Source organism: Nocardiopsis sinuspersici, from assembly GCF_001998325.1.
Lineage (GTDB): Bacteria > Actinomycetota > Actinomycetes > Streptosporangiales > Streptosporangiaceae > Nocardiopsis > Nocardiopsis sinuspersici.
The window spans coordinates 2,662,901-2,688,076 of record NZ_MCOK01000001.1; the positions used below are offsets into that span (position 1 = coordinate 2,662,901).

Below are 25,176 nucleotides of genomic sequence, written 5' to 3' on the forward strand. Positions count from 1 at the left end.
CAGCACCGACAGACCCCATCGAAGACCAAGGAAAACATGTCCCAGGACAACACCCAGCCGATGACCACCGCCAACGGCGCCCCGGTCGCGGACAACCAGAACAGCCTGACCGCAGGACCGCGCGGGCCGATGCTGCTCCAGGACCTCTGGTTCCTGGAGAAGCTCGCGCACTTCGACCGTGAGGTCATCCCCGAGCGCCGGATGCACGCCAAGGGCTCCGGTGCCTTCGGTACCTTCACCGTCACCAACGACATCACCCGGTACAGCAAGGCCGCGATCTTCTCCGAGGTCGGCAAGCAGACCGAGATGTTCGCACGCTTCTCCACCGTCGCGGGCGAGCGCGGCGCCGCCGACGCCGAGCGCGACATCCGCGGCTTCGCCCTGCGCTTCTACACCGAGGAGGGCAACTGGGACATCGTCGGTAACAACACCCCGGTCTTCTTCTTCCGCGACCCGCTGAAGTTCCCCGACCTCAACCGCGCCGTCAAGCGCGACCCGCGCACCAACATGCGCTCGGCCGAGAACAACTGGGACTTCTGGACCAACCTCCCCGAGGCCCTGCACCAGGTCACCATCGTGATGTCGGACCGCGGCATCCCCGACGGCTACCGCCACATGCACGGCTTCGGCTCGCACACCTTCTCGTTCGTCAACGAGGCCGGCGAGCGCTTCTGGGCCAAGTTCCACTTCCGTACCCAGCAGGGCATCAAGAACCTGACGGACGAGGAGGCCGCCAAGGTCGTGGCCGAGGACCGCGAGTCCGCCCAGCGCGACCTGTTCGATGCCATCGAGCGGGGCGAGAACCCCAAGTGGACCTTCTACGTCCAGATCATGCCCGAGGCCGAGGCCGCGGACTACCGCTTCCACCCCTTCGACCTGACCAAGGTCTGGTCCAAGAAGGACTACCCGCTGATCGAGGTCGGCGAGTTCGAGCTCAACCGCAACCCGGAGAACTACTTCGCGGACGTGGAGCAGGCCGCCTTCACCCCGGCCAACATCGTCCCGGGCGTGGGCGTCTCGCCCGACCGCATGCTCCAGGGGCGCCTCTTCTCCTACGGTGACGCGGCCCGCTACCGCCTGGGCGTCAACCACCACCAGATCCCGGTGAACTACCCGCGCGGCGCCAGGTTCGTCAACACCTACCACCGCGACGGCACCATGCGCGTGGACGGCAACCAGGGCCGCGTTCCGGGCATCGAGCCCAACTCCTACGGCCGCTGGCAGGAGCAGCCGGCCTACGCCGACCCGTCGCTGGCCATTGGCGGGACCGCCGACCGGTTCGACTACCGCGAGGACGACGACAACTACTTCGAGCAGCCCGGCGACCTGTTCCGCATGATGAGCGTGGACGAGCAGCAGAGGCTGTTCGAGAACACCGCGCGTGCGATCGACGGGGCCTCGCAGGCCACCATCGAGCGCCACATCGGCAACTGCATGAAGGCCGACCCGGCCTACGGCGAGGGTGTGCGCAAGGCCGTCGAGGCCCTGCAGGCGGGCAGGGTCTCCGGGACCGACCCCAACTCGGACGCCGTCTGACCAGCGTTTGAGGGCCCCGTCCGGGCCTGAGGGTCCCCTCCGGACCTGAACCACCGAGCCGACGCGGCCCCGACCGCGTCGGCTCGGCCTGTTTCCGGGGCGGGGCGCCGGAGCCCGGGGCCCCGCCCCGGAACCGGGTTCAGGGCAGCAGGTGGGCGCGGCCGAACATCTCGGCCGCGGCACGTGCGCTCGGCGTGCCCGCGTCGAGGTCGGCGCCCGCGGCGACGAGCATCGCCACGATGCCCTCCTCCCCCTTGAACAGCGCTCCGGCGACGGGTGTCTGGTCCCGTTCGTTGCGCAGGTCGACGTCGGCGCCGCGGTCGATCAGGGCGCGGACCGTGGCCTCCTGGCCGTGGTAGGCGGCGAGCATCACCAGGGTGTTGCCCTGCTCGTCGCGGGTGTCCACGGGCAGGCCGTGGTCGAGGAACTCCAGCAACTCCTCCGTACGCCCCTCCCGGGCGAGGTCCATGGCCAGGGCGATGACCCGGTTGGTCTGCTCCGCTGAGAGTTCGTTCATGTGCCCATGCTAGAAGTGCCCTCCCACCTGCGCCAAAACGCGGTTGCGCGCGGGCGCGGGGGAGGACCCGCGCACCGGGTCCGGGAGGCCGGCGGACGCGGTGGTCCGTGCGCGGCCGCCCGGCGGCGACCGCAGAGGTTCGTCCCGGTCCGCACCCACGGCGTTCTCGGCCGGTCCGCTAGCGGTGCGTGTGGCGCCGGGGGTCGAGCATGACGACCATGATCCGGGAGGCGCCGACGGCCGTGACCGCGTGGGGCACGGACCCGGCCACGTGGATCATCGCTCCGGGGCCGAGGTCGTGGCTCTCGTCCTCCACGTCGAACCGGATCCGCCCTTCGAGGACCTGGACGAGGATCGGGGAGGGGACCAGGTGCTCCGTGAGTTCGGCCCCCTCGTCCAACGCCAGGTGCATGACCCGGGCGTCGTCGTTGGAGAACAGGCGCGAGGGGGCGGTGTGACCCTCCTTGAAGGGGGTCTGCTCCCTGAGCTGGTCGAGCCCCGTCGTGATCAGCGTCCATCGAGCGTCGTCGGCCATGCGGTCTCCGTCTCCGTCTGCCCAGAGGGCTGCGCGTCCGGTCGCCCACGGCCCCGTCCACGACCACCGCGGCGCGGTCACCCCCATCCAAACCCGCCGGGGGCCCGGCGACAAGGAGAACACGGCGCGGACCCGCCCCGGAGGCGCTCTGTGGTGTACTGGCTCGCGGTCAGGCCAGAGGCGACGGACGGGGACACGACATGCTGCTCGGCTCCGGTGCGGGCGAGGGGCCCGCGGTACGGATCGGTGACGAGGAACTCGACCGCGAGGGACTGTGGTCGGCGGCGGCCGCCGTGGCCGGGCGGGTCGCCGGCGCCGACGCCGTCGCCGTGCACGGGGACGCCTCGCTGTCGACGGTCGTCGCGGTCGTCGGCGGCCTGCTGGCCGGAGTGCCCGTGGTACCGGTCCCGGCGGACGCCGGGACCGCCGAGCGCCGCCACATCGTGCGCGACTCCGGTGCCGCCCTGTGGCTGGGGACCCCTCAGGAGGAGGTCGGACTCCCCGTCGTGCCCGTGGACCCGGCCGAGCGCTCCTTGTACACGGTGCCCGAGCCCCCGGCCGAGGCCACCGCGCTGATCATGTACACCTCCGGGACCACCGGCCCGCCCAAGGGCGCCGTCCTGTCCCGGCGGGCCGTGGCCGCCGACCTGGACGCGCTCGCCGACGCCTGGGACTGGACGCCCGACGACGTGCTAGTCCACGGGCTGCCGCTGTTCCACGTGCACGGACTGGTCCTGGGCGTGCTGGGCGCACTGCGCGTGGGCGGTCCGCTGGTGCACACCGTCCGCCCCTCCCCCGCCGCCTACGCCGCCGCGGCCGAGGGAGCCCTCCGGGGCGGCTGGCTCCCGGCCGGAACGGGCGGGGCCGGCAGGGCGGGCGGAACCCTGTTCTTCGGCGTGCCGACCGTGTGGTCGCGCATCTCCCGCGACCCCGGCAGCGCCCGGGCCCTGGCCGGGGCACGGCTGCTGGTCTCCGGCAGCGCCCCGCTCCCCGACACGGTGGCAGAGGCCCTACGGGCGGCCTCCGGCCACAGTCCCGTGGAGCGGTACGGAATGACCGAGACGCTGATCACCGTGGCCGCGCGCGCCGACGCGCCGCGGCGGACCGGCTGGGTGGGGACGGCGCTGCCCGGCCTGGAGTCGCGACTGCGCGGCGAGCACGGCGAGACCGTCCCCTGCGACGGTGAGGGCATCGGCGAGCTACAGGTCCGCGGCGCCACCCTGTTCGACGGCTACCTCGGGCTCCCCGGGGCCACCGCGGCGGCGTGGACCGACGACGGCTGGTTCCGCACCGGCGACGCGGCGGTACGCGAGGCCGACGGCTGGCACCGGATCGTGGGGCGGATGTCGGTGGACATGATCAAGACCGGCGGCTACCGGGTCGGCGCGGGCGAGGTCGAGGCCGCGCTGCTCGGCCACCCCGCGGTACGCGAGGCCGCCGTGGTGGGCGAGGCCGACGACGACCTCGGCCAGCGCGTCGTCGCCTACCTGGTGGGCGAGGGCATCGACCCCGGGGCCGTCATCGACTTCGCGGCCGCGCACCTGTCGGTCCACAAGCGCCCGCGCGAGGTCCGTGTGGTGGACGCCCTGCCGCGCAACGCCATGGGCAAGATCCAGAAGAAGCTGCTGGGCGGCGGGCGCCGCTGACCTCGGGTCAACGGCGCCGGAAGGGCCAGCGGCGGAGTCGGAGGCGGCGGCTCCCGACCGACGAGGCCCCCCTGCGCGGCCACGGCAGCCACGGCTCCGCAGGCGGATGGGCGACCTTCGGCTCCTCCTCCTCGCCCGACAGCGCCTGCGCGGCCCTTTCCGGCTCGAGTCCGGCGAACAGCATGATGTCGGTGGCGACCATCTGCACGGACAGGTGGGTGGCCGCGGTCACGGGGTCGTCGACCGTGTCGGCGCCGAACGGCCGGGCCACGTCGAGCACCAGGTCGACCGCGCGCTGGCGCGCGGAGCGGTCGCCGAGGTCGTCGGCGAGCACGTCGAGGACGGCGGCCATCTCACACACCACCGGTGCGATGCGTCGGCGCTCGTCCAGGTCCATGGCGGCCGCGGTCCGTGCGAGCGACAGGCAGCTCTCACCGAGGATGATGAGACGGTCGACCCTCTCGTCCTCGTACCGCAGCGGTTCGGGGCTGGTCCACCGCGCGGTGGACCACCGTACGTTGCGGTGGCTGTTCTCCTGTGCACGGCTGAGGTCGGCCATCGGCCTGCTCAGGGCGCCCAGGCGGTCCACCGTCCGCAGGGAGGGGTCCTCGTCCTCCTCCAGCGCGCGTCCGGTCGCGTCGAGCAGGCCGACGATCTCCACCAGGGCGGCCGTCTCGATACCGCGCAGCCGGGTGGTCGGCCGTGTGGGGAAGAGCAACTGGCTCATCACGAGCGCCACACCGGCCCCGATGAGCGCGTCGGTGAGCCTGCTGGGACCCACCTGGCCGTCGGCGAAGGCCACGGTGAGGATCGCCCCGGCCGCGGACTGGGCGATGACGAGGCGTGCGGCGCCGACGGCGACCGCGATCGCCATCGCCACCCCGATGGCGAGCGCCATGGCCACGTAGCCACCGCCGGTGACGGCGATCGACAGTTCACCGACGACGATGCCGATGACCACGCCCAGCAGCATCCGGACGGCGTTGGTGCCGCGCTCACCGCCCACGGTATTGAGCGCGACGACCGCGGCGATCGGCGCGAAGAACGGGGAGTGGTCGTGGACGAGGCCGCCCGCGACGACCCATGCCACGGTCGCGGCGATGGCCGCCTGTAGTACCGACCACTTGTTGGCGGACAGGCGCCCCAGAGCCGCCGAACCCGCTTCGCGCGCCCACCGCCACCAGGAGTGGACGGGAGCGTTCAGATACCGCATGCCCCTCCAGCCCCGGACTCGGCGGACGCCGCATGTCCGCGTGGAAACACCCTCCGTGGCGACCGCTACCCAGGTGGGCGCCCAAGGACACAAACGACCAGGTAGGAGCGGGCAGGGCGGGGCGTCCGCGCCGGCGGCGAGCGTGCTCTCCAGGATGTGCGCATGCGGTTCCTCCTCGCCGTCCTCCTCCCGTCCGCCGTCGCGGGGCTCGCCCTCTCCCGCGCCGTTCCGTGGTTCGAGGACGGTTGCGGCCACGGCCTCGCCGTCCACGTCCCGGTGGTGGCCCTCACCGCCGTCCTCCTGTTCCTGTGGGCAGGCGAACGCGCGCGCTCACGCGGCCGGAGCAGGCACGGCGAACGGGTCACGGCGGTGGTGGCCGGCGTCGAGCCCCTGCCGGCGGAGGCGGTCCCCTTTCCCGGGCACACGGTCACCCTGGAGTTCACCGGCCTCGACGGGAGGAGGCGCCGGACCCGTGACACCTCAGGCCTGGGCGGCTACGTCCTCAAGCCCGGGGCGCGCGTGTTCGGGCGCTCCACGCCCCAGGATCCGGGGCGCCTGGAGGTGGTGGAGGTCGTCGGGGCCGGGGGCCGCCGCCCCGTCACGGGACCGGGCCACCGCCCGTAGCCGTGGCCGCTCGCGGCCGCTCTGGCGCTCGCGTTGTCCCTCGCGGCCGCGGTGGTGCTGGGCCCGTCGTACGGCCTGCCCGCGTCGGCCGCCGCGTTCACCCCCGCCCTGTGCCTGTGGGCGGGCACGGGGTTCCTCTGGGTGGCCGTGGAGACGCTCCTTTCCCGCGCGGGCCTGCGAGGACGGGCCACGGGGAAGGTGACACGGGTCCGGACGCACACCGGCAGGGGGGTCAACAGCAGCACGTCCTACTCGTTCGCCGTGCGCTTCTCGACACCGGACGGCCGGAGGGTCCACCTTCACCACCCCGGCACGCACACCAGGCACCGCCCCGTGGGATCACGGGTGGAGGTCCACCACGACCCCGACCATCCGCCCCGGTTCCGGGTGGCGGGGACGGACATGGACCGCTCTCTCATGTGGCTCCACTCCCTCAACGCGGCGCTGTTCCTGGGACTGGGCGTGGCACTGGTCTTCCTGGGCGGCTGACGGGGGCATGTGTGACGGCCGTGTCGCGAGCAGGGAGGAGTCCGACGGGGAGGGGACCGCCGCGTGTCCGCGTCGGGCCCTCTCAGCCGAACACTTCCAGCAGCACGATGACCAGGCCGATGACGAGCATCGACACGAGGACGAAGTAGCACCCGACGCTCCCGGTAGGCCCGGGGTCCCTCGTCGGCCCGCGCCGGATGTCGTTCGCGCCCTTGCCCCGGCCCGTGCGGCGCCCCGACTTGCTCTTCTTCTTGGCTGCCATCCCGGACACGTCCTCCCCACGCCGCGTACGGTCCTTCGCCCGCTCGGAACGCAGACCCTACGCCACAGGAGGGTTCTCCTCCACCCGGGAGTCCGTGAACGCGGGACCCGGCCCGACCTCCAGCGCTTCGTAGGACCCTCGGCGCTCCCCGGTGCAAGGACTCTCCTGCCCGCGACCACCGCCACCGCCACCGCCACGATGAGGGGGCCTCACAGCGCCCCCAACATGATCGGAGCCGCGTTCATCAGACTGTGGACGGTGAGAACGGGCCACATCACCCGGTACCGGCTCCACAGGTAGCCGAGGAACAGTCCCGTCATCCCCTGGTTGACGAGGGCGTGGGACGTACGTTCGGCGAAGACGCGCGTCGCGGACGGCTCCCGGGGCGGTACCAGCCGCACGAGGACCAGGCCCGCCATGGCCGGGACCCAGCGGTGCCACATGGGAACGGTGTCGTGGTGGTCGGCCGAGTACCGAACGCCGGTGGCGCCGTTCACGGCCAGCCACACCGCGGATCCGGCGATCAGGGCCAGCCCTGCCACCAGCACGGCGGGCCCCGGTACCCCGTGTCCGGAAAAGGTCGGCCCCACCTTGTCTCGCACGCCTGAACCCTAGGGGACCGCGCGAGCGGGCGTGAAGCCGTGGCGATCACTTCTCGGACCGGAGGCCAAAGGACGGAGAAAACCGGGCAGACCCGGCTTTTCCCGACGGGCCTTGCCGCGGCACCGGCCTTTCCCAACACCCGCAGAAATTTCCCCTGATCACGGGCGGCACATCACCGGACGGACGTGTTCACCACAATCCGACGAGCACTTCCACGACAAGCTTTCGCGCGGTCCCCTCACGTTCTCCCGTGAATGTCCATCTCCCGTGAATGTCCACCGGATTCCCCGCACATCCCTGGCGAGGCCGATCCATGTTCCGTACGATCACCAGCGGTGAGGAAAAGGGCACACCCCGCCCCCGGAGACCCCATGCGCTCCGCCCCACCGGCTTCGCCCCCCACCACCCCTGCCGCCAGGAGAGACGTGAGCAAGAGGATCTGTATCGTCGGTGCCGGAACCGCGGGCCTGCACCTGGGACTTCACCTGCTGCGGCACGGGGTGGAGGTCACCCTCTTCACCGAGCGCACACCGGACGAGCAACGGCGGTCGAAGGTGCTCAGCACGGTCGCCCACCACGCGGTGACCGTGGAGCGCGAGCGCGCCCTCGGCGTGGACCACTGGCCGGTGGAGGAGCACGGCTATCCCGGCCACCAGTACCGCGTGGGCCCCGGTCCGGAGCCCACGGCCTTCGAGGGCCTGCTCCACGCTCCCAGCCGGGCCGTGGACTACCGGATCTACCAGCCCCGGCTGACCGAGGACTTCGCCGAGCGCGGCGGGGAACTCGTGTTCGGCCGGCTCTCGCCTGGGGACATCCCCTCCCTGGCCTCCCGGTTCGACCTGATCGTGGTGTGCACCGGACGCGGCCCGTTCGCGGAGATGTTCGACCGGGACCCCGAGCACTCGCCCTTCGACCGTCCCCGGCGGGCGCTGTGCGCCGGCCTGTTCACCGGTATCGCCCAGCAGCCCGTCCCCAACGTGACCTTCCACATCTGCCCGGGCGCGGGCGAGATGATCGAGATCCCCACGTGGACCGACGGCGGCCAGGTCATGGCCCTGGTCATCGAGAACCACTACGGCTCCGACCTGGAGGCACTGGCCGCCACCCCCTACGAGGAGGACCCGAAGGCCTACCGGGACCTCGCCCTGGACCTGCTCCACGATCACTACCCCGCGTGCTTCGAACGGATCGACCCGGCGGAGTTCGGCCCGCTGGACGGGCCGCGCGGCATCATCCAGGGCGCGGTCACCCCGGTGGTGCGCCGCACGCACACGGTGCTGGACGACGGCACCGTCGTGCTCGCCCTCGGCGACGCGCACGTCACCGTGGACCCCCTGCTCGGGCAGGGGGCCAACATGGCCTCCCACGCCGCCTGGGTGCTCGCCGAGGAGATCGTCCGCCAGGACGTCTTCGACCGCCGCTTCGTCGAACACGTCGACCGGCGCAGGGAGGACCGTGTCCTGTCGGCGACGCGCACCACCAACATGCTCATGGAGAACCTGGAGACCCTGCCCGAGGACTTCCTGGGCTTCCTGGGGGAACTGAGCCGGAACCGCTCCCTGGCCGACGAGTTCACCAAGTGGTTCAACTACCCCGAGTGCTTCTGGGACGACCTGGCCGACCCCCGGCGCACGCGGGCATGGGTCGCCCGGCACACCCCGGATCCCGTGTGAGGCACGGCCGGCCCGGCCACCGGACCTCCCGGCCGCGGAGGGCGGCGACGGGGCCTTGGTAGTCTGCCGGGGCCAGTCGTACCACGTCCGTGGTCAGGGAATCCGGTGCGAATCCGGAACTGACGCGCAGCGGTGAGGGGGACGGGCAGGGTAACAGCGCCACTGGGGCGAGGCCGTACCGACCTGAGCGTCGGCGCGGCCCCGGCCTGGGAAGGCACCCTGTCCGGACGAGCCCGAGTCCGAAGACCTGCTGGCCCCTCCGCGTCGAGTGCGCGGAGGAGAATCCGTGCCAGGCTCCGCGTTCGAGCCCCGACATCCGAGGCATGCCCATGTCGCGCCCCGCGCTCCTCCCCCTCGCCGTCCTCACCCAGGCCCTGCTGCTCACCGCGTGCTCCCCGTCCGCGGGCGGTGGAGCCGGCGAAGCGGACTCCGCCGCCGACGCCGGCGGCACCCGGACGATCGACAACTGCGGACACGAGGTGACCGTCGGCGCCGCGCCGGAGCGCGTCGTCTCCCTCAACCAGGGCAGTACCGAGATCCTCCTCTCCCTCGGCCTGGAGGACCGCATCGTCGGCACCGCCACCTGGACCGACCCGGTCATGGAGGGGCTGGAGGAGGCCAACGCCGGCATCCCGCGGCTGGCCGAGAACAACCCCTCCTTCGAGGTGGTCCTGGACGCCGAGCCGGACTTCGTGACCGCCTCCTTCGTCTCCACGCTCGGCACGGGCGGCGTCGCTTCCCGGGAGCGGTTCGAGGAGCTGGGCGTGCCCACGTACGTCTCCCCCTCCGACTGCGCCGCGGGCAAGGACAACGGGAGCGGAGGGGACGGCTCCCGCAGCGAGCCGCTCACCCTGGACGTCGTCCACGGCGAGATCCGCGACCTGGCGCGGGTCTTCGGTGTCGAGGAGCGCGGGGAGGAGCTCGTCGCCGGACTGGAGCGGCGGGTGGAGACGGCCACAGAGGGCCTGGACGCCTCCGACGTCTCCCTCATGTACTGGTTCGCCAACTCCGAGTCGCCCTACCTCGCCGGCTGCTGCGGCGCCCCCGGCGCCATCACCCGCGCGGTCGGCGCGGAGAACGCCTTCGCCGACACCCACGACGAGTGGCCGCAGATCAGTTGGGAGACCGTCGCCGACCGCGACCCGGACGTCATCGTGCTCGGCGACCTGACCCGGGAGTCCCAGACGGCCGAGACCGCCGAGGCGAAGATCGACTTCCTGGAGGCCAACCCGGCCACCCGCAACCTCACCGCGGTCCGGGAGGAGCGGTACATCCTGCTCAGCGGCCAGGCCATGAACCCCTCGATCCGCACGGTCGAGGGAGTCGAGCGGGTCGCCGACGGTCTGCGGGACCTCGGGTTCACCCGATGAGGGGTGCGCGTCTCGCGCTGCTCGCCTCCGGCGGGCTGGTGGTCCTTGCGGTGTCGGTCGCGGTCACCGTGACCGTCGGCCCCGCCGACATCGGCACGGCCGACGTCTGGCGCTCGGTGTCCGCCCGTCTGGGGTTGGGCGACAGCCCCCTGCCGCCGCTGCGCGAGGGCATCGTGTGGAACCTGCGCATGCCCCGCACCCTGCTCGCCGCGGTGTGCGGTGCGGGACTGGCCCTGTGCGGCGCGGTCATGCAGTCGCTGCTGCGCAACCCGCTGGCGGACCCCTTCGTGCTGGGTGTGTCCTCCGGTGCCTCCACCGGCGCGGTCGCCGTGATCGTCCTGGGGTGGGGCGGCGGTGTGGTGTCGCTGTCGGCGGGCGCCTTCGTCGGCGCGGTGCTCTCCTTCGGGATGGTGGTGCTGCTCGCCCAGAGCCTGGGCGCGAGCATGGACCGCGTGGTGCTGTCCGGGGTCGCGGCCATGCAGTTGTTCTCGGCGCTGACCTCGTTCATCGTGCTGACCTCGGCGGACGCCGAGACCACACGGGGCGTGCTGTTCTGGCTGCTGGGGTCCCTCAGCGGCGCGGGATGGGCCGACGTGGTGCTGTGCGCGGCGGTGCTGGCCGGTGTGCTGGCCGTCTGCCTGGCCCACACCACCACTCTGGACGCCTTCGCCTTCGGCGAGGAGGCCGCGGCGAACCTGGGCGTCCGGGTGGCCCGGGCCCGCCTGCTCCTGCTGACCGCCACCGCCCTGCTCACCGCGGCTCTGGTCAGCGCGGCCGGGGCGATCGGTTTCGTGGGGCTGGTCCTGCCGCACGCGGCCCGCACGGTCACCGGTTCCTCCCACACGCGGCTCCTGCCGGTGACCGCGCTGAGCGGCGCCGTGTTCCTGGTGTGGGTGGACACCGTCGCGCGCACCGTGCTGGAGCCGCAGGAGATCCCGGTGGGGGTGGTGACCTCCCTCATCGGCGTACCCGCCTTCGTCGCCGTGCTGTACCGAGCCAGGAGGAAGACGTGAACGACCCCCAGCCCGCGGTGGCCGGCCGGCGCGCCCCCGCCGCCGCGCCCGGAGCACGGTGGCCGGCCGGCGGGGCCGCGCCGCAGGCGTCCGCCGCCGGGGGCGACCTGCACGCCGAGCGGGTGAGCCGCCTGATCGGTGGCCGACTCGTCCTCGACGGCGTCACCGTCACCCCCCGCCCCGGCGAGACCGTCGGCCTGCTCGGCCCCAACGGCTCGGGCAAGTCGACGCTGCTGCGGCTGCTCGCGGGCGTCCTCGCGCCCTCCTCCGGCGTGGTCACACTGGACGGGCGTCCGCTCGGCCGGACCACGCGCCGGGCGGTGGCGCGGCGTGTGGCCTCCGTGGAGCAGAACGTGCACACCCAGACCGAGCTGACGGTCCGCGACGTCGTGGCCCTGGGGCGCGTCCCGCACCGCCGCTCCTGGACGCCCATGTCCGCCGCGGACCTGGGCGCCGTGACGGCGGCCCTGGAGCGCACCGGCCTCACCGGCCGGGCCGACCAGTCCTGGCACACGCTGTCCGGAGGCGAGCGCCAGCGCGCCCAGATCGCCCGCGCCCTCGCCCAGGAGCCGAGTGAGCTCCTGCTCGACGAGCCGACCAACCACCTCGACATCCAGCACCAGCTCGACCTGCTGGAACTGGTCACGGGCCTCCCGGTCACCACCGTGATCGCCCTGCACGACCTCAACCTGGCCGCGATGTACTGCGACCGCCTGCTCATGCTCCGGGACGGGCGTGCCGTCGCCGAGGGCACGCCCTCCGAGGTGCTGGCCCCGTCCCTCATCGAGGAGGTCTACGGGGTCCGGGCCGAGGTCACTCCCGGTCCCGGCTATCCGGTGATCCGCTTCCTGCGACGCGGCGCCGGGCCGCCGGTCCGGTACGCCGCGTCGGACCGCCCCGCCGAAGCGGGGACGGGAGCGGCGGACTAAGGTGTGGATCCTTCGCTCGTGGTGCAGGAACCCGGTGCAAGTCCGGGGCGGTTCCGCCACTGTGACACCCCCGTCTCGGGGGTTCAGCCAGACACTGGCCTCGGGCGGTCCGACCGCCGATGGGGCGAGAACCCCGAGGGAGGAATCCGGCCATGACGGCACGGATCGCACTGCTTTCCACGTCCGACACCGACCTGCTCTCCGCGCGGGCCAGCGGCTCCGCGTACACGTGGGCGAATCCGTCCCGTGCCTCCGACGCGGAACTCACCGGCGCCGTCGAGGGCGCCGACCTCGTGGTGGTGCGGCTGCTCGGTTCGCCGCAGGACCTGTGGCCCGGCCTCGCCGCCGTACGGGAGCGGGGCACACCGCTGGTCGTCCTCGGCGGCGAGCAGCAGCCCAGCGCCGAGCTGATGGAGCACTCCACCGTCCCGATCGGCGTGGCGACCGACGCCCACCGCTACCTCGCGGAGGGCGGTCCCGCCAACCTGGGGCGCCTGCACGCCTTCCTGTCGGACACCGTGCTGTTGACCGGTGAGGGCTTCGACCCGCCCGCGCCCGTCCCGCTGTGGGGCTTCGCCGAACGCGACGCGCCCCAGGACACAGCCCACCCGTCGCCCGCCAACGCCCGGGAGAGCGCTTCGCGCGAAGAACGGGCTACCACCCTCAACCGAGACCTCCGGCCCGGTTCCGCCATCCCGTCGCCCGCCAACGCCCGGGAGAGCGCTTCGCGCGAGGAGCGGGCCACCGCCCTCGACGAACCCCGCCGGCGCGGTGCCTCCCTTCCGCGGGTGGGCATCCTCTACTACCGGGCCCACGAGTCCAGCGGCAACACCGCGTTCGCGCACGCCCTGGCCGACGCCGTCGACGCGACCGGGCGGGCCGTGGGCGTCCCCGTGTTCGCCGGGTCGCTGCGCTCCGCGCCCGACGATCTCTTCGAGGCGCTCGGCGGCTTCGACGCACTGGTGGTCACCGTCCTCGCCGCGGGCGGCAGCGTGCCCGCGTCCGCGAGCGCCGGCGGGGACGACGAGGCATGGGACGTGGAACGGATGGCGGCCCTGGACGTCCCCGTCCTCCAGGGTCTGTGCCTGACCAGCTCCCGAGCCGACTGGGAGGCCTCCGACGACGGCGTCACCCCGCTCGACTCGGCGAGCCAGATCGCCATCCCCGAGTTCGACGGCCGGATCATCACCGTGCCGTTCTCCTTCAAGGAGATCGACCGCGACGGGCTGCCCCGCTACGTCGCCGACCCCGAGCGCTGCGCCCGCCTGGCCGGGATCGCGGTCGCCCACGCCCGGCTGCCGCACGTACCCCCCGCCGAGAAGCGGATCGCGGTCGTCCTGTCCGCCTATCCGACCAAGCACTCCCGCATCGGCAACGCCGTCGGACTCGACACGCCCCGCTCACTGGTCCGGCTGCTGCGCCGGCTGCGCGCCGAGGGCTACGACCTTGGCGCGCCCGACGACCTGCCCGGGCTGGACCTGCCCGACGACACGGAGGCCGGCGACGCGCTGATGCACGCCCTGATCGCGGCGGGCGGCCAGGACGAGGACTGGCTGACCTCCGTCCAGCTGACCGACGCCCAGGTGCGGATCACGCCCGAGGAGTACGCCGCCTGGACCGAGGGCCTGCCCGCGTCCCTGAAGGAGGCGATGACCGAGGCGTGGGGGCCCGCGCCCGGCCGCCTGTACGTGAACGACGCGGGCGAACTCGTCCTCGCCGCGCTGCGCGCCGGCAACGTCGTCGTCCTGGTCCAGCCGCCGCGCGGCTTCGGTGAGAACCCGATCGCCATCTACCACGACCCCGACCTGCCCCCGAGCCACCACTACCTGGCCGCCTACCGCTGGCTGGAGCACGGCTTCGGCGCCCACGCCGTGGTCCACCTCGGCAAGCACGGTTCGCTGGAGTGGCTGCCCGGCAAGAACGCCGCGCCGTCCGCCGCATGCGGCCCCGACGCCGCGCTCGGCGACCTGCCGCTGGTCTACCCGTTCCTGGTCAACGACCCGGGCGAGGGCGCCCAGGCCAAGCGCCGCGCCCATGCCACGGTCGTCGACCACCTCATCCCGCCGATGGCCCGCGCGGAGACCTACGGCGACATCGCACGCCTGGAACAGCTGCTCGACGAGCACGCGAACATCGCGGCCATGGACCCGGCCAAGCTGCCCGCGGTCCGGGGCGAGATCTGGTCCCTGATGCGTGCGGCGGAGCTGCACCGCGACCTCGGCCTGGAGGAGCGGCCGGGTGACGAGGAGTTCGACGACTTCCTGCTCCACGTCGACGGCTGGCTGTGCGAGATCAAGGACGCGCAGATCCGCGACGGCCTGCACGTGCTCGGCCAGGCTCCGGAGGGTGAGGCCCGGGTGAACCTGGTCCTGGCCGTCCTGCGCGCCGCCCAGGTGTGGGGAGGCGTCGGTGCCGCGGTACCCGGTCTGCGGTCCGCCCTCGGTCTGAAGGAGGACGCGCCGACCGGCGAGGTCGACGAGGCGGAGGCACGCGCCCGCCACCTCGTCGAGCGGATGGAGGCCGCGGGCTGGGACCCGGCCGCCGCGGCGGACCTGCACGAGGACCCCGAGGTGCGCCGAGTCCTGGAGTTCGCCGCCGCGCAGGTGGTGCCCCGCCTCGCCCGCACCACCGACGAACTCGACCACGTCGTCCACGCCCTGGAGGGCGGCTTCGTCCCGGCGGGCCCGTCCGGCTCTCCGCTGCGCGGCCTGGTCAACGTGCTGCCGACCGGCCGCAACTTCTACACCGTCGACCCCCGCGCCGTCCCCTCCCGGCTCGCCTGGCAGACCGGTCAGGCGATGGCCGACTCCCTGCTGCGCCGCCACCTGGAGGAGACCGGGACCTACCCGGAGTCGGTGGGCCTGTCGGTGTGGGGCACCTCCGCCATGCGCACGTCCGGCGACGACATCGCCGAGGTGCTGGCGCTCCTCGGTGTCCGGCCGGAGTGGGACGAGGCCTCCCGCCGGGTCCGCCGGCTCGACGTGGTACCGCTGGAGGACCTGGGCCGTCCGCGCGTCGACGTCACGGTGCGCATCTCCGGCTTCTTCCGTGACGCGTTCCCCCACGTGGTCGCCATGCTGGACGACGCCGTGAACCTGGTCGCCGGCCTCGACGAACCCGAGGAGCGCAACTTCGTCCGAGCCCACACCCGCGCCGACCTGGAGGCCCACGGAGACCGGCGCCGCGCCACCACCCGGATCTTCGGCTCCGCACCCGGCTCGTACGGCGCCGGCATCCTCCAACTCGTCGAGTCCGGCAACTGGCGCGACGACAGCGACCTCGCCGAGGTCTACACGGCCTGGGGCGGCTTCGCGTACGGACGCGGCCTCGACGGCGTCCCGGCCGCCGACGACATGCGCACCAACTACCGCCGGATCAGGGTCGCCGCGAAGAACATCGACAGCGCCGAGCACGACATCGCCGACTCCGACGACTACTTCCAGTACCACGGCGGCATGATCGCCACCGTCCGCGCCCTCACCGGCGCCGAGCCCAGGGCCTACGTCGGCGACTCCACCTCGCCCGACGCGGTACGCACCCGCACCCTCGCCCAGGAGACCGCCCGCGTGTTCCGGGCCCGGGTGGTCAACCCGCGCTGGATCTCCGCCATGCGGCGCCACGGCTACAAGGGCGCCTTCGAGCTGGCCGCCACCGTGGACTACCTCTTCGGCTTCGACGCCACGGCCGGCGTCGTCCACGACTGGATGTACGAGAAGCTCGCGGCCGAGTACGCGCTCGACCCGCAGACCCAGGAGTTCCTGCGCCGCTCCAACCCGTGGGCGCTGCACGGCATCGTCGAGCGGCTGCACGAGGCCGCCCGGCGCGGGCTGTGGGCTGAGCCGGACCCGGCGACGCTCGAAGCCCTGACGGAGGTCTACCTGGAGGTCGAGGGCGATGTGGAGGAGAGGTCGGAATGAGGGTACGGATCCTCGGCATCGGCATGGGGCCGCGGCACGTCACCCGGGAGGTCGCCGACGCGCTGCGGGGCTGCGACTACGTGGTGGCCGCCCGCAAACGCGAGGACGACGGGCTGCTCGCCCTGCGCCAGGAGGTCTGCGAGGAGTACGGTCTCCCCCTGGTCACCGTGCCCGACCCCGAGCGTGACCGCGACGACCCCGCGGACTACGCGGCCGCGGTCGCCGCCTGGCACGAGGCGCGGGTCGCCGCCTACGAGCGGGTGCTCGGTGAGCGCGGCGGCACCGCGGCGTTCCTGGTCTGGGGTGACCCGTCCCTGTACGACTCCACCCTGCGTGTCGTGGAGCGGATCGCCGCGCGGGGGGTCGTTCCCGTGGAACACGACGTGCTCCCCGGCGTCAGCGCCCCGCAACTCCTCGCGGCGCGGCACCGGATCGTGCTGCACGAGGTGGGCCGGCCGGTCCACGTCACCCCGGCGCGCCGGCTGCGCGAGGCCGTCGACGCCGGGCAGGACAACATCGTCGTCATGCTCGGCGGGGAACCGGATCTCACGGGTCTGGAGCACTGGTCGATCTGGTGGGGCGCCAACATGGGCACCGACACGGAGGAGCTGGTCAGCGGACGGGTCGGTGGCGTGCTGCTCGAAATGACCGCGCTCCGGAGGAGGGCCAAGGCGCGTGCGGGCTGGATGATGGACGTCGCGCTGCTACGGAGGCCGGTGTGAGCGGGCCCGGGCCGAGGGCCGCGGTCGGGGGCGGTGGCGGTCTGCTGGTCGCCGGGACCACCTCCGACGCCGGCAAGAGCGTCGTCACCACCGCCCTGTGCCGGGCCTTCGCACGCCGCGACGTGCGGGTCGCGCCGTACAAGGCGCAGAACATGTCCAACAACTCCATGGTCTGCCACGGCCCCGACGGCCGCCCCGCGGAGATCGGCCGGGCCCAGTGGGTGCAGGCGCTGGCCGCCCGCGTCACGCCGGAGCCCGCCATGAACCCCGTGCTCCTCAAGCCGGGCACCGACCGGCGCAGCCACGTCGTCCTGCTGGGGCACCCCGCCGGGGAGGTGTCCTCGACCGACTGGGAGTCCGGCCGCCGCCGTCTGGCGAGGGCCGCGCACGGCGCGTACGACGACCTGGCGGCCCGCCACGACATCGTCGTCGCCGAGGGCGCGGGCAGCCCCGCCGAGATCAACCTGCGGGCGGGCGACTACGTGAACATGGGCCTGGCCCGGCACGCGGGCCTGCCGGTGGTGGTCGTCGGCGACATCGACCGGGGCGGCCTCTTCGCCGCGCTGTACGGCACGGTCGGTCTGCTGGAACCCGCCGACCAGGCGCTGATGGCGGGCTTCGTGGTCAACAAGTTCCGCGGTGACATCGGACTGCTCCGCCCCGGTCTGGAGGACCTCGAACGGCTCACGGGCCGCCGGGTGTACGGCACCCTGCCGTGGGATCCGGGACTGTGGCTGGACTCGGAGGACGCCCTGGACCTGGAGGGCCGCCGGGCGGCCGGGGGCTCCGGCCGACGGGTGGCGGTGGTGCGCCTGCCCCGGATCAGCAACTTCACCGACGTGGACGCCCTCGGCCTGGAGCCCGGCCTCGACGTCGTCTTCGCCTCCGGTCCGCGCGACCTGGCCGACGCCGACCTGGTCGTCCTGCCCGGCACCCGCTCCACCCTCGCCGACCTGGCCTGGCTGCGCTCCCGCGGACTCGACCGGGCGATCATCGAGCACGTCCGCCGCGGCCGGCCGCTGCTCGGCGTCTGCGGCGGGTTCCAGATGCTCGGCCGGACGGTCGCCGACCCGGACGGCGTCGAGTCCGAGCCCGGCGCGTGCGCGGAGGGCCTCGGGCTGCTCGACGCACGGACCGACTTCACCGCCGAGAAGACGCTCCGCCTGCCGTCCGGGAAGGCGCTCGGCGCGCCCGCGCACGGCTACGAGATCCACCACGGCCGGGTCACGGTCGGCGGCGGCGCGGAGGAGTTCCCGGGCGGCGCCCGCTCGGGGAACGTCTTCGGCACCATGTGGCACGGCAGCCTGGAGGGAGACGCCTTCCGCGCCGCCTTCCTCTCCGAGGCGCTCGGCCACGAACCGTCCGGTGTGCGTTTCGCCGACGCCCGGGAGCGGCGCCTCGACCTGCTCGCCGACCTCGTGGAGCAACACCTCGACGTCGGCGCGCTGCTCGCCCTCGCCCGCGAGGGAGCCCCGGCGGACCTGCCGGCGCTGGCGCCAGGGAGCCCACCCGTCGCCCACCACCGCCCGGATGGGCGCTCCGCGCCAGGAACGGGCCACCACCCTCAACCGAAGCCTCCGGCCCGGTCTCCTTCGGTGAGGCTGCTGCTGCTCGGCGGCACGTCCGAGGCCCGTGAGCTCGCCGCCCTCCTGGTCGAGGCGGGCGTCGACGTGACCACGTCGCTGGCCGGGCGGGTGGCCCGTCCCCGCCTACCGGTGGGGAAGGTCCGGATCGGCGGCTTCGGCGGAGTGCCCGGACTGCGCGCGGCGCTCACCGCCTACGACGCGGTGGTGGACGCCACCCATCCCTTCGCCCTCGGCATGACCGCCAACGCGGCGGCCGCCTGCACCGACGTCCCCCTGCTGCGGCTGGAGCGGCCCGGCTGGAGTCCCGATCCGGCCTGGCACTACGCCGCCACACACGAGGATGCGGCGGAGAGGGCGGCGGCGCTCGGCGCTCGGCCGTTCCTCACGGTCGGCCGCCAGGAACTCGCCCGCTTCACCTCGGAGCTGGGCCGGCGGGCGGTCCTGGCCCGGGTGGTGGACGTTCCCGAACTCGAACTCCCCGTCGCCTGGCGGCTGGTGACCAGCCGGGGGCCCTACTCCCTTGACGGTGAACTGGACCTGATGGGCGGGCACCGCGCGGACGTCCTGGTCACCAAGGACTCCGGCGGCACCTACACCTGGCCGAAGATGGAGGCCGCGCGGCTGCTCGGCGTCCCGGTCGTGGTGGTGCGGCGCCCACCGGGCCCGCCCGGCGTCCCCACCGTCCACGACGTGGAGACCGCGTTCGACTGGGTGACCGCCCCGGAGTGATCCCGGCATCCGACAAACAAGCCAGTGGGAGGCAGAAGCGTCTCGCCTACCATGTCAACATGACCGTTACCGACCACCACCCGCCGCCCAGCCCCGAACCACCCCTCACCCCCGAGTTGTTCGAGCGCCTCGCTGAGATCGCCCACAACGAGGAGAGCGTCACCCTCGAACACATCAACGGGAAGGTCTGGGTCCACAAGGTGACCGACGGAGCTCACGGCGGGATCCTCATGTGGCTGATGCGCCAGTTCATGGCGCACCGTCCCGACCTGGATCTCAATGTCACCGGGCAAGGGCTGAAGATCGACCCTTACCGGAAGGGACGCGCACGCCCCGACGGAATCCTCGCCCCGGTCGGCCATTTCGACCAGTCGGGGGAATGGGCCGACCCCGACGGTATTCTCGCGGTCGCCGAGGTGACTTCCTGGGACGCTGACACGCACGCCCGTGACAGGGTGGAAAAGCCCGCCGCCTATGCCGACAGCGGCATCAGCGTGTATCTGCTGGTGGACCGCGAGGCCGACACCGTGGTGGTGTACTCCCGGCCTGTTGGCGGCAGGTACCTGGACCGGTCGGAACACCCCTACGGGGAAGCGGTCGAGATCCCGGGGACCGGGGTCGTCCTGGACACCGAGGGGCTCAAGCGCTTCGCCCGCTGAACCTCTCCACGCTCCGGCTCCTGCTCCGCTCCGTGTATGCCGGCGAGGGGCGGCGAGTGGTGGACGTTCCCGGACTCGAACTCCCCGTCGCCTGGCGGCTGGTGACCAGCCGGGGACCGTACGCCCTTGACGGTGAACTGGACCTGATGGGCGGGCACCGCACGGACGTCCTGGTCACCAAGGACTCCGGCGGCACCTACACCTGGCCGAAGATGGAGGCCGCGCGGCTGCTCGGCGTCCCGGTCGTGGTGGTGCGGCGCCCACCGGGCCCGCCCGGCGTCCCCACCGTCCACGACGTGGAGACCGCGTTCGACTGGGTGACCGCCCTGGGGTGACACGGGAGCGGGCCGCGAACGAGGACCGTCCGCGTTGGTCCGTGCCCACCCGCGTGATCTTGCTCTTGGTGGCACTGTGGGACGTCGACAGTGCCACCAGGAGCAAGATCAACGCTAAAGGAAGGCTCCTGATCCACATCCGCCCCGTTTCCGGTCGCCGCACCGCGACGCCCCGGGCGTGCGGGACCCGGGCCGGGTCACGGCTCCCCTACCGGGTCTCGCAGAAGGACCGCCGGTAGGCGCCCGGCGTCGTGCCGAAGCTCGTCCGGAACCGGCGGCGCAGGTTCACGGCCGAGACCAGTCCGACCCGGGTGGCGATGGCCTCCACCGGAAGGTCGGTCTGTTCCAACAGCACCCGTACCGTGTCGAGGCGCCGACGGAGCAGCCACTGCCCCGGGCTGGTGCCGAGCTGCTCGGTGAACCTGCGGGAGAGGGTTCGGCGGGACACCCCGGCGCGTTCGGCGAGCCGGCCGAGGGTCAGCCGGGTGTCGAGCCGGGACACGGCCCAGTCCAGCAGCGGCGCCAGCGAATCGCCCGCCTCGGACGGGACGGACCGCACGGCGTACTGGAGCTGGTTCCCCTCCCGGTGCGGTGGCAGCACCATGTGCCTGGCGACTTGGGCCGCGTACGCCGCACCGTGGTCACGGCGTACCAGATGCAGGTACAGGTCGATGCCCGCGCCGGTCCCGGCGCTGGTCGCCACGTCGCCGTGGTCCACGTAGAGCACGTCCGGATCCACCCGCACCTCGGGGAAGGCGGAGGCGAGTCGGGTGGCGTGGCGCCAGTGCGTGGTGGCGCGGCGGCCGTCGAGAAGCCCGGCCTGGGCGAGGATGAACGCCCCCGTGCAGGCGGCCACGATCCTCGCCCCACGCCCGTGGGCGGCCCGCAACGCCTCGGTGACGGCCGACGGCACCGGTGCGCCGGGCGGCTGTCGGCCCGGGACGACCACGGTGTCCGCCTCCTCCAGGGCCGCCAGACCCGTGTCGACGAGCATCGAGTAACCGGCGGTGGTCCCCACCGGGCCGGGGCGCTCGGCGCAGATCCGGAAGTCGTAGCGGGCCGGGGCATCCGGCGCGGCCATGCCGAAGACCTCGGTGGCACAGGCGAGTTCGAAGGGTGACTGGGGCGGGTTGAGCAGTGCCACTACCCGGTGGAGGCTCATGGCACGAATGTACCCATGAGTGTCTTCCCAGAGTCTTTGCCCGTGGGCCGCTCTCGGCCACAGTGGTCCCATGAACGGAACCACCGAGACGGTTGTGCAGAGGGCGGAAGCCCGGATCGAGGGCGGGGCTGTCAGTTACGTGACAGCGGGACGGGAGGGCCCGGCCGTGCTGTTGCTGCACGGGACCTACTGGAGCCGGGCCTGGCTTCCGGTGCTGCGTCCCCTCGCGGAGGCGGGGCTGCGGCCCTTCGCACTCGACTTCCCCGGGCTCGGGCGTTCGGCGGGCGAGCTCGACCTGGAAACGGCCGCCGTCCCGGCCCTCGCGGACCGGGCGGCGGAGTTCGCGTCCGCACTGGGGATCTCCGGGCCCGTCGCCGTCGCGGGACATGACATCGGCGGCGCCGTCGCCCAGCACCTTCTGGTCCACGGCCGGACGGAGGTGTCCAGGCTGGCCCTGGTCAACTCGGTCACCTACGACTCCTGGCCGGTACCCGGTGTGGCCCGGTTCAGGGACCCGGAGGTCGTCGCGGCGACCACCGCCGACGAGTTCCTCGCCGCACGTCGCCGGGCCGTGACGACGGCGCTGGCCGGTGCCGCCACCGAGCAGCTGGTCGCCGACTACCTGGACCCGCTGGCCGACCCGCGGGTCCAACGCTCCTGGATGGCCCTGGCGGGCGCGGCCGACAACCGCCACACCCTCGACCTCGTCCCCGGACTACGGCGGTCCACGGTGCCCAAGCTGCTGGTCTGGGGCGAGGACGACGGTTTCCAGCGGGTGGAGTACGCCGAGCGGTTCGCCTCGGAGATCCCGCGGAGCACACTCGTCCGCATCCCGGAAGCGGGCCACATCCCCATGGAGAACGACTCCGCGCGGACGGCCCGTGCCCTCATCGACTTCTTCGCGGAGTAAGCGGTCCCACCGAGCCGCCGGGCCGGGAACCGGCCTCCGAGCCGCATGAGCTGACTCCGCCCGGTGGCCCCGGGGCCACCGGGCCGGTCGGACACGGTCCGGGGCGGAGCCGCTCGGCCGGTCGTCCCGCTACGCCCCGGCCAGGGCGGCGAGCAGGCGCCGGGTGGTGTCCGGCGGGCGTACGGCCACACGCACCCAGGAGGTGTCGAGTCCGGGGAAGGTGTCGGCCCGCCGCACCGCGACGCCCTGATCGCGCAGGCGCGCGTGGACTCCCTCCCCCGCCCTCACCAGGACGAAGGGCGCACGGGACGGCACGAACTCCAGGCCCGCCTCCCGTAGCCCGGATTCGAGGAGCCCGCGCCAGCCGTCCAGCGTCCGGGCCCGCTCCAGCGCCTCGGGAGCCGCCCCCTCACCCGTGCAGGCGACGGTGGCGGCGATGGCGGGCGCGGACACCGACCACGGCGTCTGCGCCCGGCCCAGCTCGCCCACCGCGGCCTCGTCCCCCACGGCGTATCCGGCCCGGATGCCCGGGATCGTCCAGTGCTTGGTGAGGCTGCGCAGTACCACCAGCCCCTCGATCCGCTCGCCGGCCAGGGACTCCGGCTCGCCCGGCACGGCGTCCATGAACGCCTCGTCGACGACGACCAGCCGTCCGGGCCGGCACAGCCGGCGCAGTGCCGTGGCCGGGTGCAGGACACCGGTGGGGTTGGTGGGATTGCCGACCACCACCAGGTCCGCGTCGTCGGGAACGGCCGCCGGGTCGAACGCGAAGCCGTCCTCGGCCGTGCAGAGCACGGCCGTGACGGTGTGTCCGGCCTGTTCCAGGGCGGCGTGCGGCTCGGTGAACTGGGGGTGCACCACCACCGGGTTCCGCCACGGCCGCAGCCGCGCGAGCAGGGTGAACGCCTCCGCCGCGCCCGCCGTCGGCAATGCCTCGGCGGGCCGACGGGCGTGGCGGCGGGCGATCGCGGCGCGGGCCGGCTCCGGGTCGGGGTAGACGGCGGCGTGGGCCAGGCTCTCGTGCAGGGCCCGGTCGAGCCAGGCGGGACGTTCGCCGGCGTAGACGTTGACGGCGAGGTCCAGCAGTCCGTCGCGCGCCTCGGCGTCGCCGTGGTGCCGCAGCGGATCGGCCGCCCCGTCGGCGACGGCTCCCGGGCGGGCTGGGGCCGGAGGCTCACCGTACGAGGGAGGCGCCGCGGCCGGAGGCCGCCCGTCGAGGGCGGTGGAGGGTGACGAAGAGGGGGACCCCGCGGCCGCAGGCCGTCCGTTGAGGGAGGTGGAGGGCGACGGGCGGGAGGGCTCCCCGGCCCGCGCGAAGCACCCCGTGGGGCGGTGGCGGACCGGCCCGGAACCGGGGTCGGCGCCCTCAGTGCCAGGACCGGGGGCGGCACGCACGGCATCGGCGAAGCGTGCGGCGAGCTTCGGGTGTCCGGCCCAGTGGACGTGGAGGTAGGAGGCGTGCAGCGTCGGTGAGGCGAAGCCCTCCGGCACCCCGTCGATGTCCCACGCCGGGCAGGCACCGGAGGCGCCGGGGGTGGTGCCGGTGCGGTGGAACTCGTGGCCGGTGACCCTCTCCCCGGCCCGGGTCAGCAGGGTGTCCCCGGGCGAGGTCGCCTCGGGGTAGCGCAGGGTGAGCCGCTCCGTCATCCGGGCGTGGGCGGGGACGGCCCCGGCCATGGGCGCGCCGTCGAGCGACTCGGCGAGGTAGAGCAGGCCCGCGCACTCGGCGACGGTCGGCACCCCGCCCCGTACCGCGTCGCGCAACTCGGCCATCAGGCTCCGGTTGGCGGCGAGCCGGCCGGCGTACACCTCGGGGAAGCCTCCGCCGAGGTAGACGCCCCGGGTGCCGGCGGGCAGTTCGGTGTCGTTGAGCGGGTCGAAGCCGACGACCTCGCATCCGGCGGCGGTGAGCAGCTCCTCGGTCTCCGCATAGCGGAAGGTGAAGGCCCGGCCGCCCGCCACCGCGACCACCGGCCGCCGGTCCGTCGCGGCTGGTGCGGGTGGTGGGGCTGGTGCGTTCAACGCGTGTGCCGGATTCCAGGGCCGGGCGTCCAGGGCGGGCGCGGAGCGGGCCAGGGAGAGCAGTGCGTCCAGGTCCACCTGGCGCGCGACGTGCTCTCCGAGCCGTTCGACCACGTGTGCCGACTCCGCCCTCTCGGACGCGGGGACGAGCCCGAGGTGCCGGGCCGGGCTGGCGAGCCGCTCGTCGCGGTGGACCACGCCGAGGACGGGCAGTCGTGTGGCCCGGGTGATCTCGGCGACGTTCCGTGCCGAGCCCGCCTGGTTGAGGATCACGCCGACGACCTCGACCGCCGGGTCGTACGCGGCCATTCCCGCCACCAGCGCGCCCACCGAACGGGACATCCGGGACACGTCCACGACGAGTACCACCGGCGTCCGGGTCAGGGCTGCGACGTGCGCGGACGAGGCGAACCCGTCGGTTCCGATCCGCCCGTCGTGCAGGCCCATCACGCCCTCGACGACGGCGACGTCGGTGCCGCGCGCCCCGTGCAGGAGCAGCGGCGCCACCCGCTCCTCCCCGACCAGGTGGGGGTCGAGGTTGCGGCCGGGGCGTCCGGTGGCGAGGGCGTGGTAGCCGGGGTCGATGTAGTCGGGGCCCACCTTGTGGCCGCTCACCGCGTGCCCGGCGTCACGGAGTGCGGCCATCAGCCCGGTCGCGACCGTGGTCTTGCCCTGCCCGGTCATGGGGGCGGCGATCATCAGCCGGGGCAGGACCCCTGCCCCG

At 73.5% G+C, this 25,176-nt stretch carries 20 protein-coding genes, 2 pseudogenes and 2 riboswitches; of the genes and pseudogenes, 15 read left to right on the top strand and 7 right to left on the bottom strand.

Features of this window, described 5'->3' with window-relative positions; genetic code table 11:
- Positions 1-36 precede the first annotated feature (36 nt).
- Positions 37-1,536, top strand: coding sequence for a catalase (locus NOSIN_RS11415; protein ID WP_077690715.1), 1,500 nt, complete (start codon positions 37-39; stop codon positions 1,534-1,536).
- A gap of 139 nt (positions 1,537-1,675) precedes the next feature.
- Here NOSIN_RS11415 and NOSIN_RS11420 read toward each other — a convergent pair whose 3' ends face one another.
- A complete protein-coding gene (locus tag NOSIN_RS11420) occupies positions 1,676-2,053 on the bottom strand; it encodes an ankyrin repeat domain-containing protein (protein ID WP_077690716.1) in 378 nt (125 codons plus the stop codon).
- A gap of 178 nt (positions 2,054-2,231) precedes the next feature.
- Complete coding sequence (locus NOSIN_RS11425) at positions 2,232-2,588, bottom strand: cupin domain-containing protein (RefSeq protein WP_077690717.1); 357 nt, start codon at positions 2,586-2,588, stop codon at positions 2,232-2,234.
- 200 nt (positions 2,589-2,788) lie between these two features.
- Between NOSIN_RS11425 and NOSIN_RS11430 the strand changes: the two genes are divergently transcribed.
- Positions 2,789-4,234 carry an acyl-CoA synthetase gene (locus NOSIN_RS11430; protein WP_077690718.1) on the top strand — a complete coding sequence of 482 codons (1,446 nt, stop codon included), beginning with the start codon at positions 2,789-2,791 and terminating at the stop codon, positions 4,232-4,234.
- Between the two features lie 7 nt (positions 4,235-4,241).
- Here NOSIN_RS11430 and NOSIN_RS11435 read toward each other — a convergent pair whose 3' ends face one another.
- Positions 4,242-5,447, bottom strand: coding sequence for an FUSC family protein (locus tag NOSIN_RS11435; protein ID WP_077690719.1), 1,206 nt, complete (start codon positions 5,445-5,447; stop codon positions 4,242-4,244).
- A 162-nt stretch (positions 5,448-5,609) separates the two neighbouring features.
- Here NOSIN_RS11435 and NOSIN_RS11440 point away from each other — a divergent pair, with 162 nt between their 5' ends.
- Positions 5,610-6,071 carry a hypothetical protein gene (locus tag NOSIN_RS11440; protein WP_077690720.1) on the top strand — a complete coding sequence of 154 codons (462 nt, stop codon included), beginning with the start codon at positions 5,610-5,612 and terminating at the stop codon, positions 6,069-6,071.
- Between the two features lie 33 nt (positions 6,072-6,104).
- Entirely contained in the window at positions 6,105-6,560 is a 456-nt protein-coding gene (locus NOSIN_RS11445) for a DUF3592 domain-containing protein (RefSeq protein WP_170293642.1), read from the top strand.
- Between the two features lie 82 nt (positions 6,561-6,642).
- Here the strand turns inward: NOSIN_RS11445 and NOSIN_RS11450 are convergent, their stop codons facing one another.
- Entirely contained in the window at positions 6,643-6,822 is a 180-nt protein-coding gene (locus tag NOSIN_RS11450) for a hypothetical protein (protein WP_077690722.1), read from the bottom strand.
- 209 nt (positions 6,823-7,031) lie between these two features.
- Positions 7,032-7,424 (bottom strand): hypothetical protein, encoded by a 393-nt coding sequence (locus NOSIN_RS11455; protein ID WP_236743352.1) that lies wholly within the window; start codon positions 7,422-7,424, stop codon positions 7,032-7,034.
- Positions 7,425-7,850: 426 nt separating this feature from the next.
- Between NOSIN_RS11455 and styA the strand changes: the two genes are divergently transcribed.
- From styA to NOSIN_RS11500, 10 genes and pseudogenes are all read left to right on the top strand, one after another.
- Positions 7,851-9,098, top strand: coding sequence for a styrene monooxygenase subunit StyA (gene styA, locus NOSIN_RS11460; protein ID WP_077690724.1), 1,248 nt, complete (start codon positions 7,851-7,853; stop codon positions 9,096-9,098).
- Positions 9,099-9,154: 56 nt separating this feature from the next.
- A riboswitch (cobalamin riboswitch) is annotated at positions 9,155-9,367 on the top strand.
- A gap of 60 nt (positions 9,368-9,427) precedes the next feature.
- Positions 9,428-10,468 carry an ABC transporter substrate-binding protein gene (locus tag NOSIN_RS11465; RefSeq protein ID WP_455430052.1) on the top strand — a complete coding sequence of 347 codons (1,041 nt, stop codon included), beginning with the start codon at positions 9,428-9,430 and terminating at the stop codon, positions 10,466-10,468.
- A complete protein-coding gene (locus tag NOSIN_RS11470; protein WP_077690726.1) occupies positions 10,465-11,481 on the top strand; it encodes a FecCD family ABC transporter permease in 1,017 nt (338 codons plus the stop codon). The genes NOSIN_RS11465 and NOSIN_RS11470 overlap by 4 nt, the downstream gene beginning before the upstream one ends.
- 107 nt (positions 11,482-11,588) lie before the next feature.
- The gene (locus tag NOSIN_RS11475) at positions 11,589-12,410 is read left to right on the top strand and encodes an ABC transporter ATP-binding protein (RefSeq protein ID WP_150285715.1); all 822 of its coding nucleotides are present in this window, start codon (positions 11,589-11,591) and stop codon (positions 12,408-12,410) included.
- Positions 12,411-12,412: 2 nt separating this feature from the next.
- Positions 12,413-12,527, top strand: a riboswitch (cobalamin riboswitch).
- Positions 12,528-12,562: 35 nt separating this feature from the next.
- Positions 12,563-16,327, top strand: coding sequence for a cobaltochelatase subunit CobN (gene cobN, locus NOSIN_RS11480; protein ID WP_077690727.1), 3,765 nt, complete (start codon positions 12,563-12,565; stop codon positions 16,325-16,327).
- Positions 16,324-17,049 (top strand): precorrin-6A synthase (deacetylating), encoded by a 726-nt coding sequence (gene cobF, locus NOSIN_RS11485; protein ID WP_077690728.1) that lies wholly within the window; start codon positions 16,324-16,326, stop codon positions 17,047-17,049. Before cobN ends, cobF begins: the two co-directional genes overlap by 4 nt.
- Positions 17,046-18,449 (top strand): annotated as a pseudogene (locus tag NOSIN_RS11490) (cobyric acid synthase); the annotation flags it as partial. The gene cobF and the pseudogene NOSIN_RS11490, both read left to right, overlap by 4 nt.
- Before the next feature lie 195 nt (positions 18,450-18,644).
- On the top strand, positions 18,645-19,364 hold the full coding sequence (locus NOSIN_RS27195) for a cobalt-precorrin-6A reductase (protein ID WP_170293647.1): 720 nt from the start codon (positions 18,645-18,647) through the stop codon (positions 19,362-19,364).
- Positions 19,365-19,423: 59 nt separating this feature from the next.
- Complete coding sequence (locus tag NOSIN_RS11495) at positions 19,424-20,023, top strand: Uma2 family endonuclease (protein WP_077690729.1); 600 nt, start codon at positions 19,424-19,426, stop codon at positions 20,021-20,023.
- A gap of 53 nt (positions 20,024-20,076) precedes the next feature.
- Positions 20,077-20,358: pseudogene (locus NOSIN_RS11500) on the top strand (precorrin-6A/cobalt-precorrin-6A reductase); the annotation flags it as partial.
- Between the two features lie 208 nt (positions 20,359-20,566).
- Here the strand turns inward: NOSIN_RS11500 and NOSIN_RS11505 are convergent.
- Positions 20,567-21,520 carry a GlxA family transcriptional regulator gene (locus NOSIN_RS11505; protein ID WP_077690730.1) on the bottom strand — a complete coding sequence of 318 codons (954 nt, stop codon included), beginning with the start codon at positions 21,518-21,520 and terminating at the stop codon, positions 20,567-20,569.
- A gap of 70 nt (positions 21,521-21,590) precedes the next feature.
- On the opposite strand from NOSIN_RS11505, the gene NOSIN_RS11510 reads away from it, so the two are divergent.
- Entirely contained in the window at positions 21,591-22,430 is an 840-nt protein-coding gene (locus tag NOSIN_RS11510) for an alpha/beta fold hydrolase (protein ID WP_171986581.1), read from the top strand.
- Positions 22,431-22,559: 129 nt separating this feature from the next.
- Here NOSIN_RS11510 and NOSIN_RS27735 read toward each other — a convergent pair whose 3' ends face one another.
- A complete protein-coding gene (locus NOSIN_RS27735) occupies positions 22,560-25,151 on the bottom strand; it encodes a cobyrinate a,c-diamide synthase (RefSeq protein ID WP_227014406.1) in 2,592 nt (863 codons plus the stop codon).
- Between the last annotated feature and the right edge of the window lie 25 nt (positions 25,152-25,176).

Excerpts from the sequence above, each read along its gene's own strand:
- NOSIN_RS11430 (WP_077690718.1), top strand. The coding sequence starts at position 2,789 with ATGCTGCTCGGCTCCGGTGCGGGCGAGGGGCCCGCGGTACGGATCGGT.
- NOSIN_RS11425 (WP_077690717.1), bottom strand. The coding sequence starts at position 2,588 with ATGGCCGACGACGCTCGATGGACGCTGATCACGACGGGGCTCGACCAG.
- NOSIN_RS11450 (WP_077690722.1), bottom strand. The coding sequence starts at position 6,822 with ATGGCAGCCAAGAAGAAGAGCAAGTCGGGGCGCCGCACGGGCCGGGGC.
- NOSIN_RS11440 (WP_077690720.1), top strand. The coding sequence starts at position 5,610 with ATGCGGTTCCTCCTCGCCGTCCTCCTCCCGTCCGCCGTCGCGGGGCTC.
- NOSIN_RS27735 (WP_227014406.1), bottom strand. The coding sequence starts at position 25,151 with ATGATCGCCGCCCCCATGACCGGGCAGGGCAAGACCACGGTCGCGACC.
- NOSIN_RS11415 (WP_077690715.1), top strand. The coding sequence starts at position 37 with ATGTCCCAGGACAACACCCAGCCGATGACCACCGCCAACGGCGCCCCG.
- NOSIN_RS11505 (WP_077690730.1), bottom strand. The coding sequence starts at position 21,520 with ATGAGCCTCCACCGGGTAGTGGCACTGCTCAACCCGCCCCAGTCACCC.
- NOSIN_RS11465 (WP_455430052.1), top strand. The coding sequence starts at position 9,428 with ATGTCGCGCCCCGCGCTCCTCCCCCTCGCCGTCCTCACCCAGGCCCTG.
- NOSIN_RS11420 (WP_077690716.1), bottom strand. The coding sequence starts at position 2,053 with ATGAACGAACTCTCAGCGGAGCAGACCAACCGGGTCATCGCCCTGGCC.
- NOSIN_RS11510 (WP_171986581.1), top strand. The coding sequence starts at position 21,591 with ATGAACGGAACCACCGAGACGGTTGTGCAGAGGGCGGAAGCCCGGATC.
- cobF (WP_077690728.1), top strand. The coding sequence starts at position 16,324 with ATGAGGGTACGGATCCTCGGCATCGGCATGGGGCCGCGGCACGTCACC.
- NOSIN_RS11435 (WP_077690719.1), bottom strand. The coding sequence starts at position 5,447 with ATGCGGTATCTGAACGCTCCCGTCCACTCCTGGTGGCGGTGGGCGCGC.
- NOSIN_RS11470 (WP_077690726.1), top strand. The coding sequence starts at position 10,465 with ATGAGGGGTGCGCGTCTCGCGCTGCTCGCCTCCGGCGGGCTGGTGGTC.
- NOSIN_RS11495 (WP_077690729.1), top strand. The coding sequence starts at position 19,424 with ATGACCGTTACCGACCACCACCCGCCGCCCAGCCCCGAACCACCCCTC.
- cobN (WP_077690727.1), top strand. The coding sequence starts at position 12,563 with ATGACGGCACGGATCGCACTGCTTTCCACGTCCGACACCGACCTGCTC.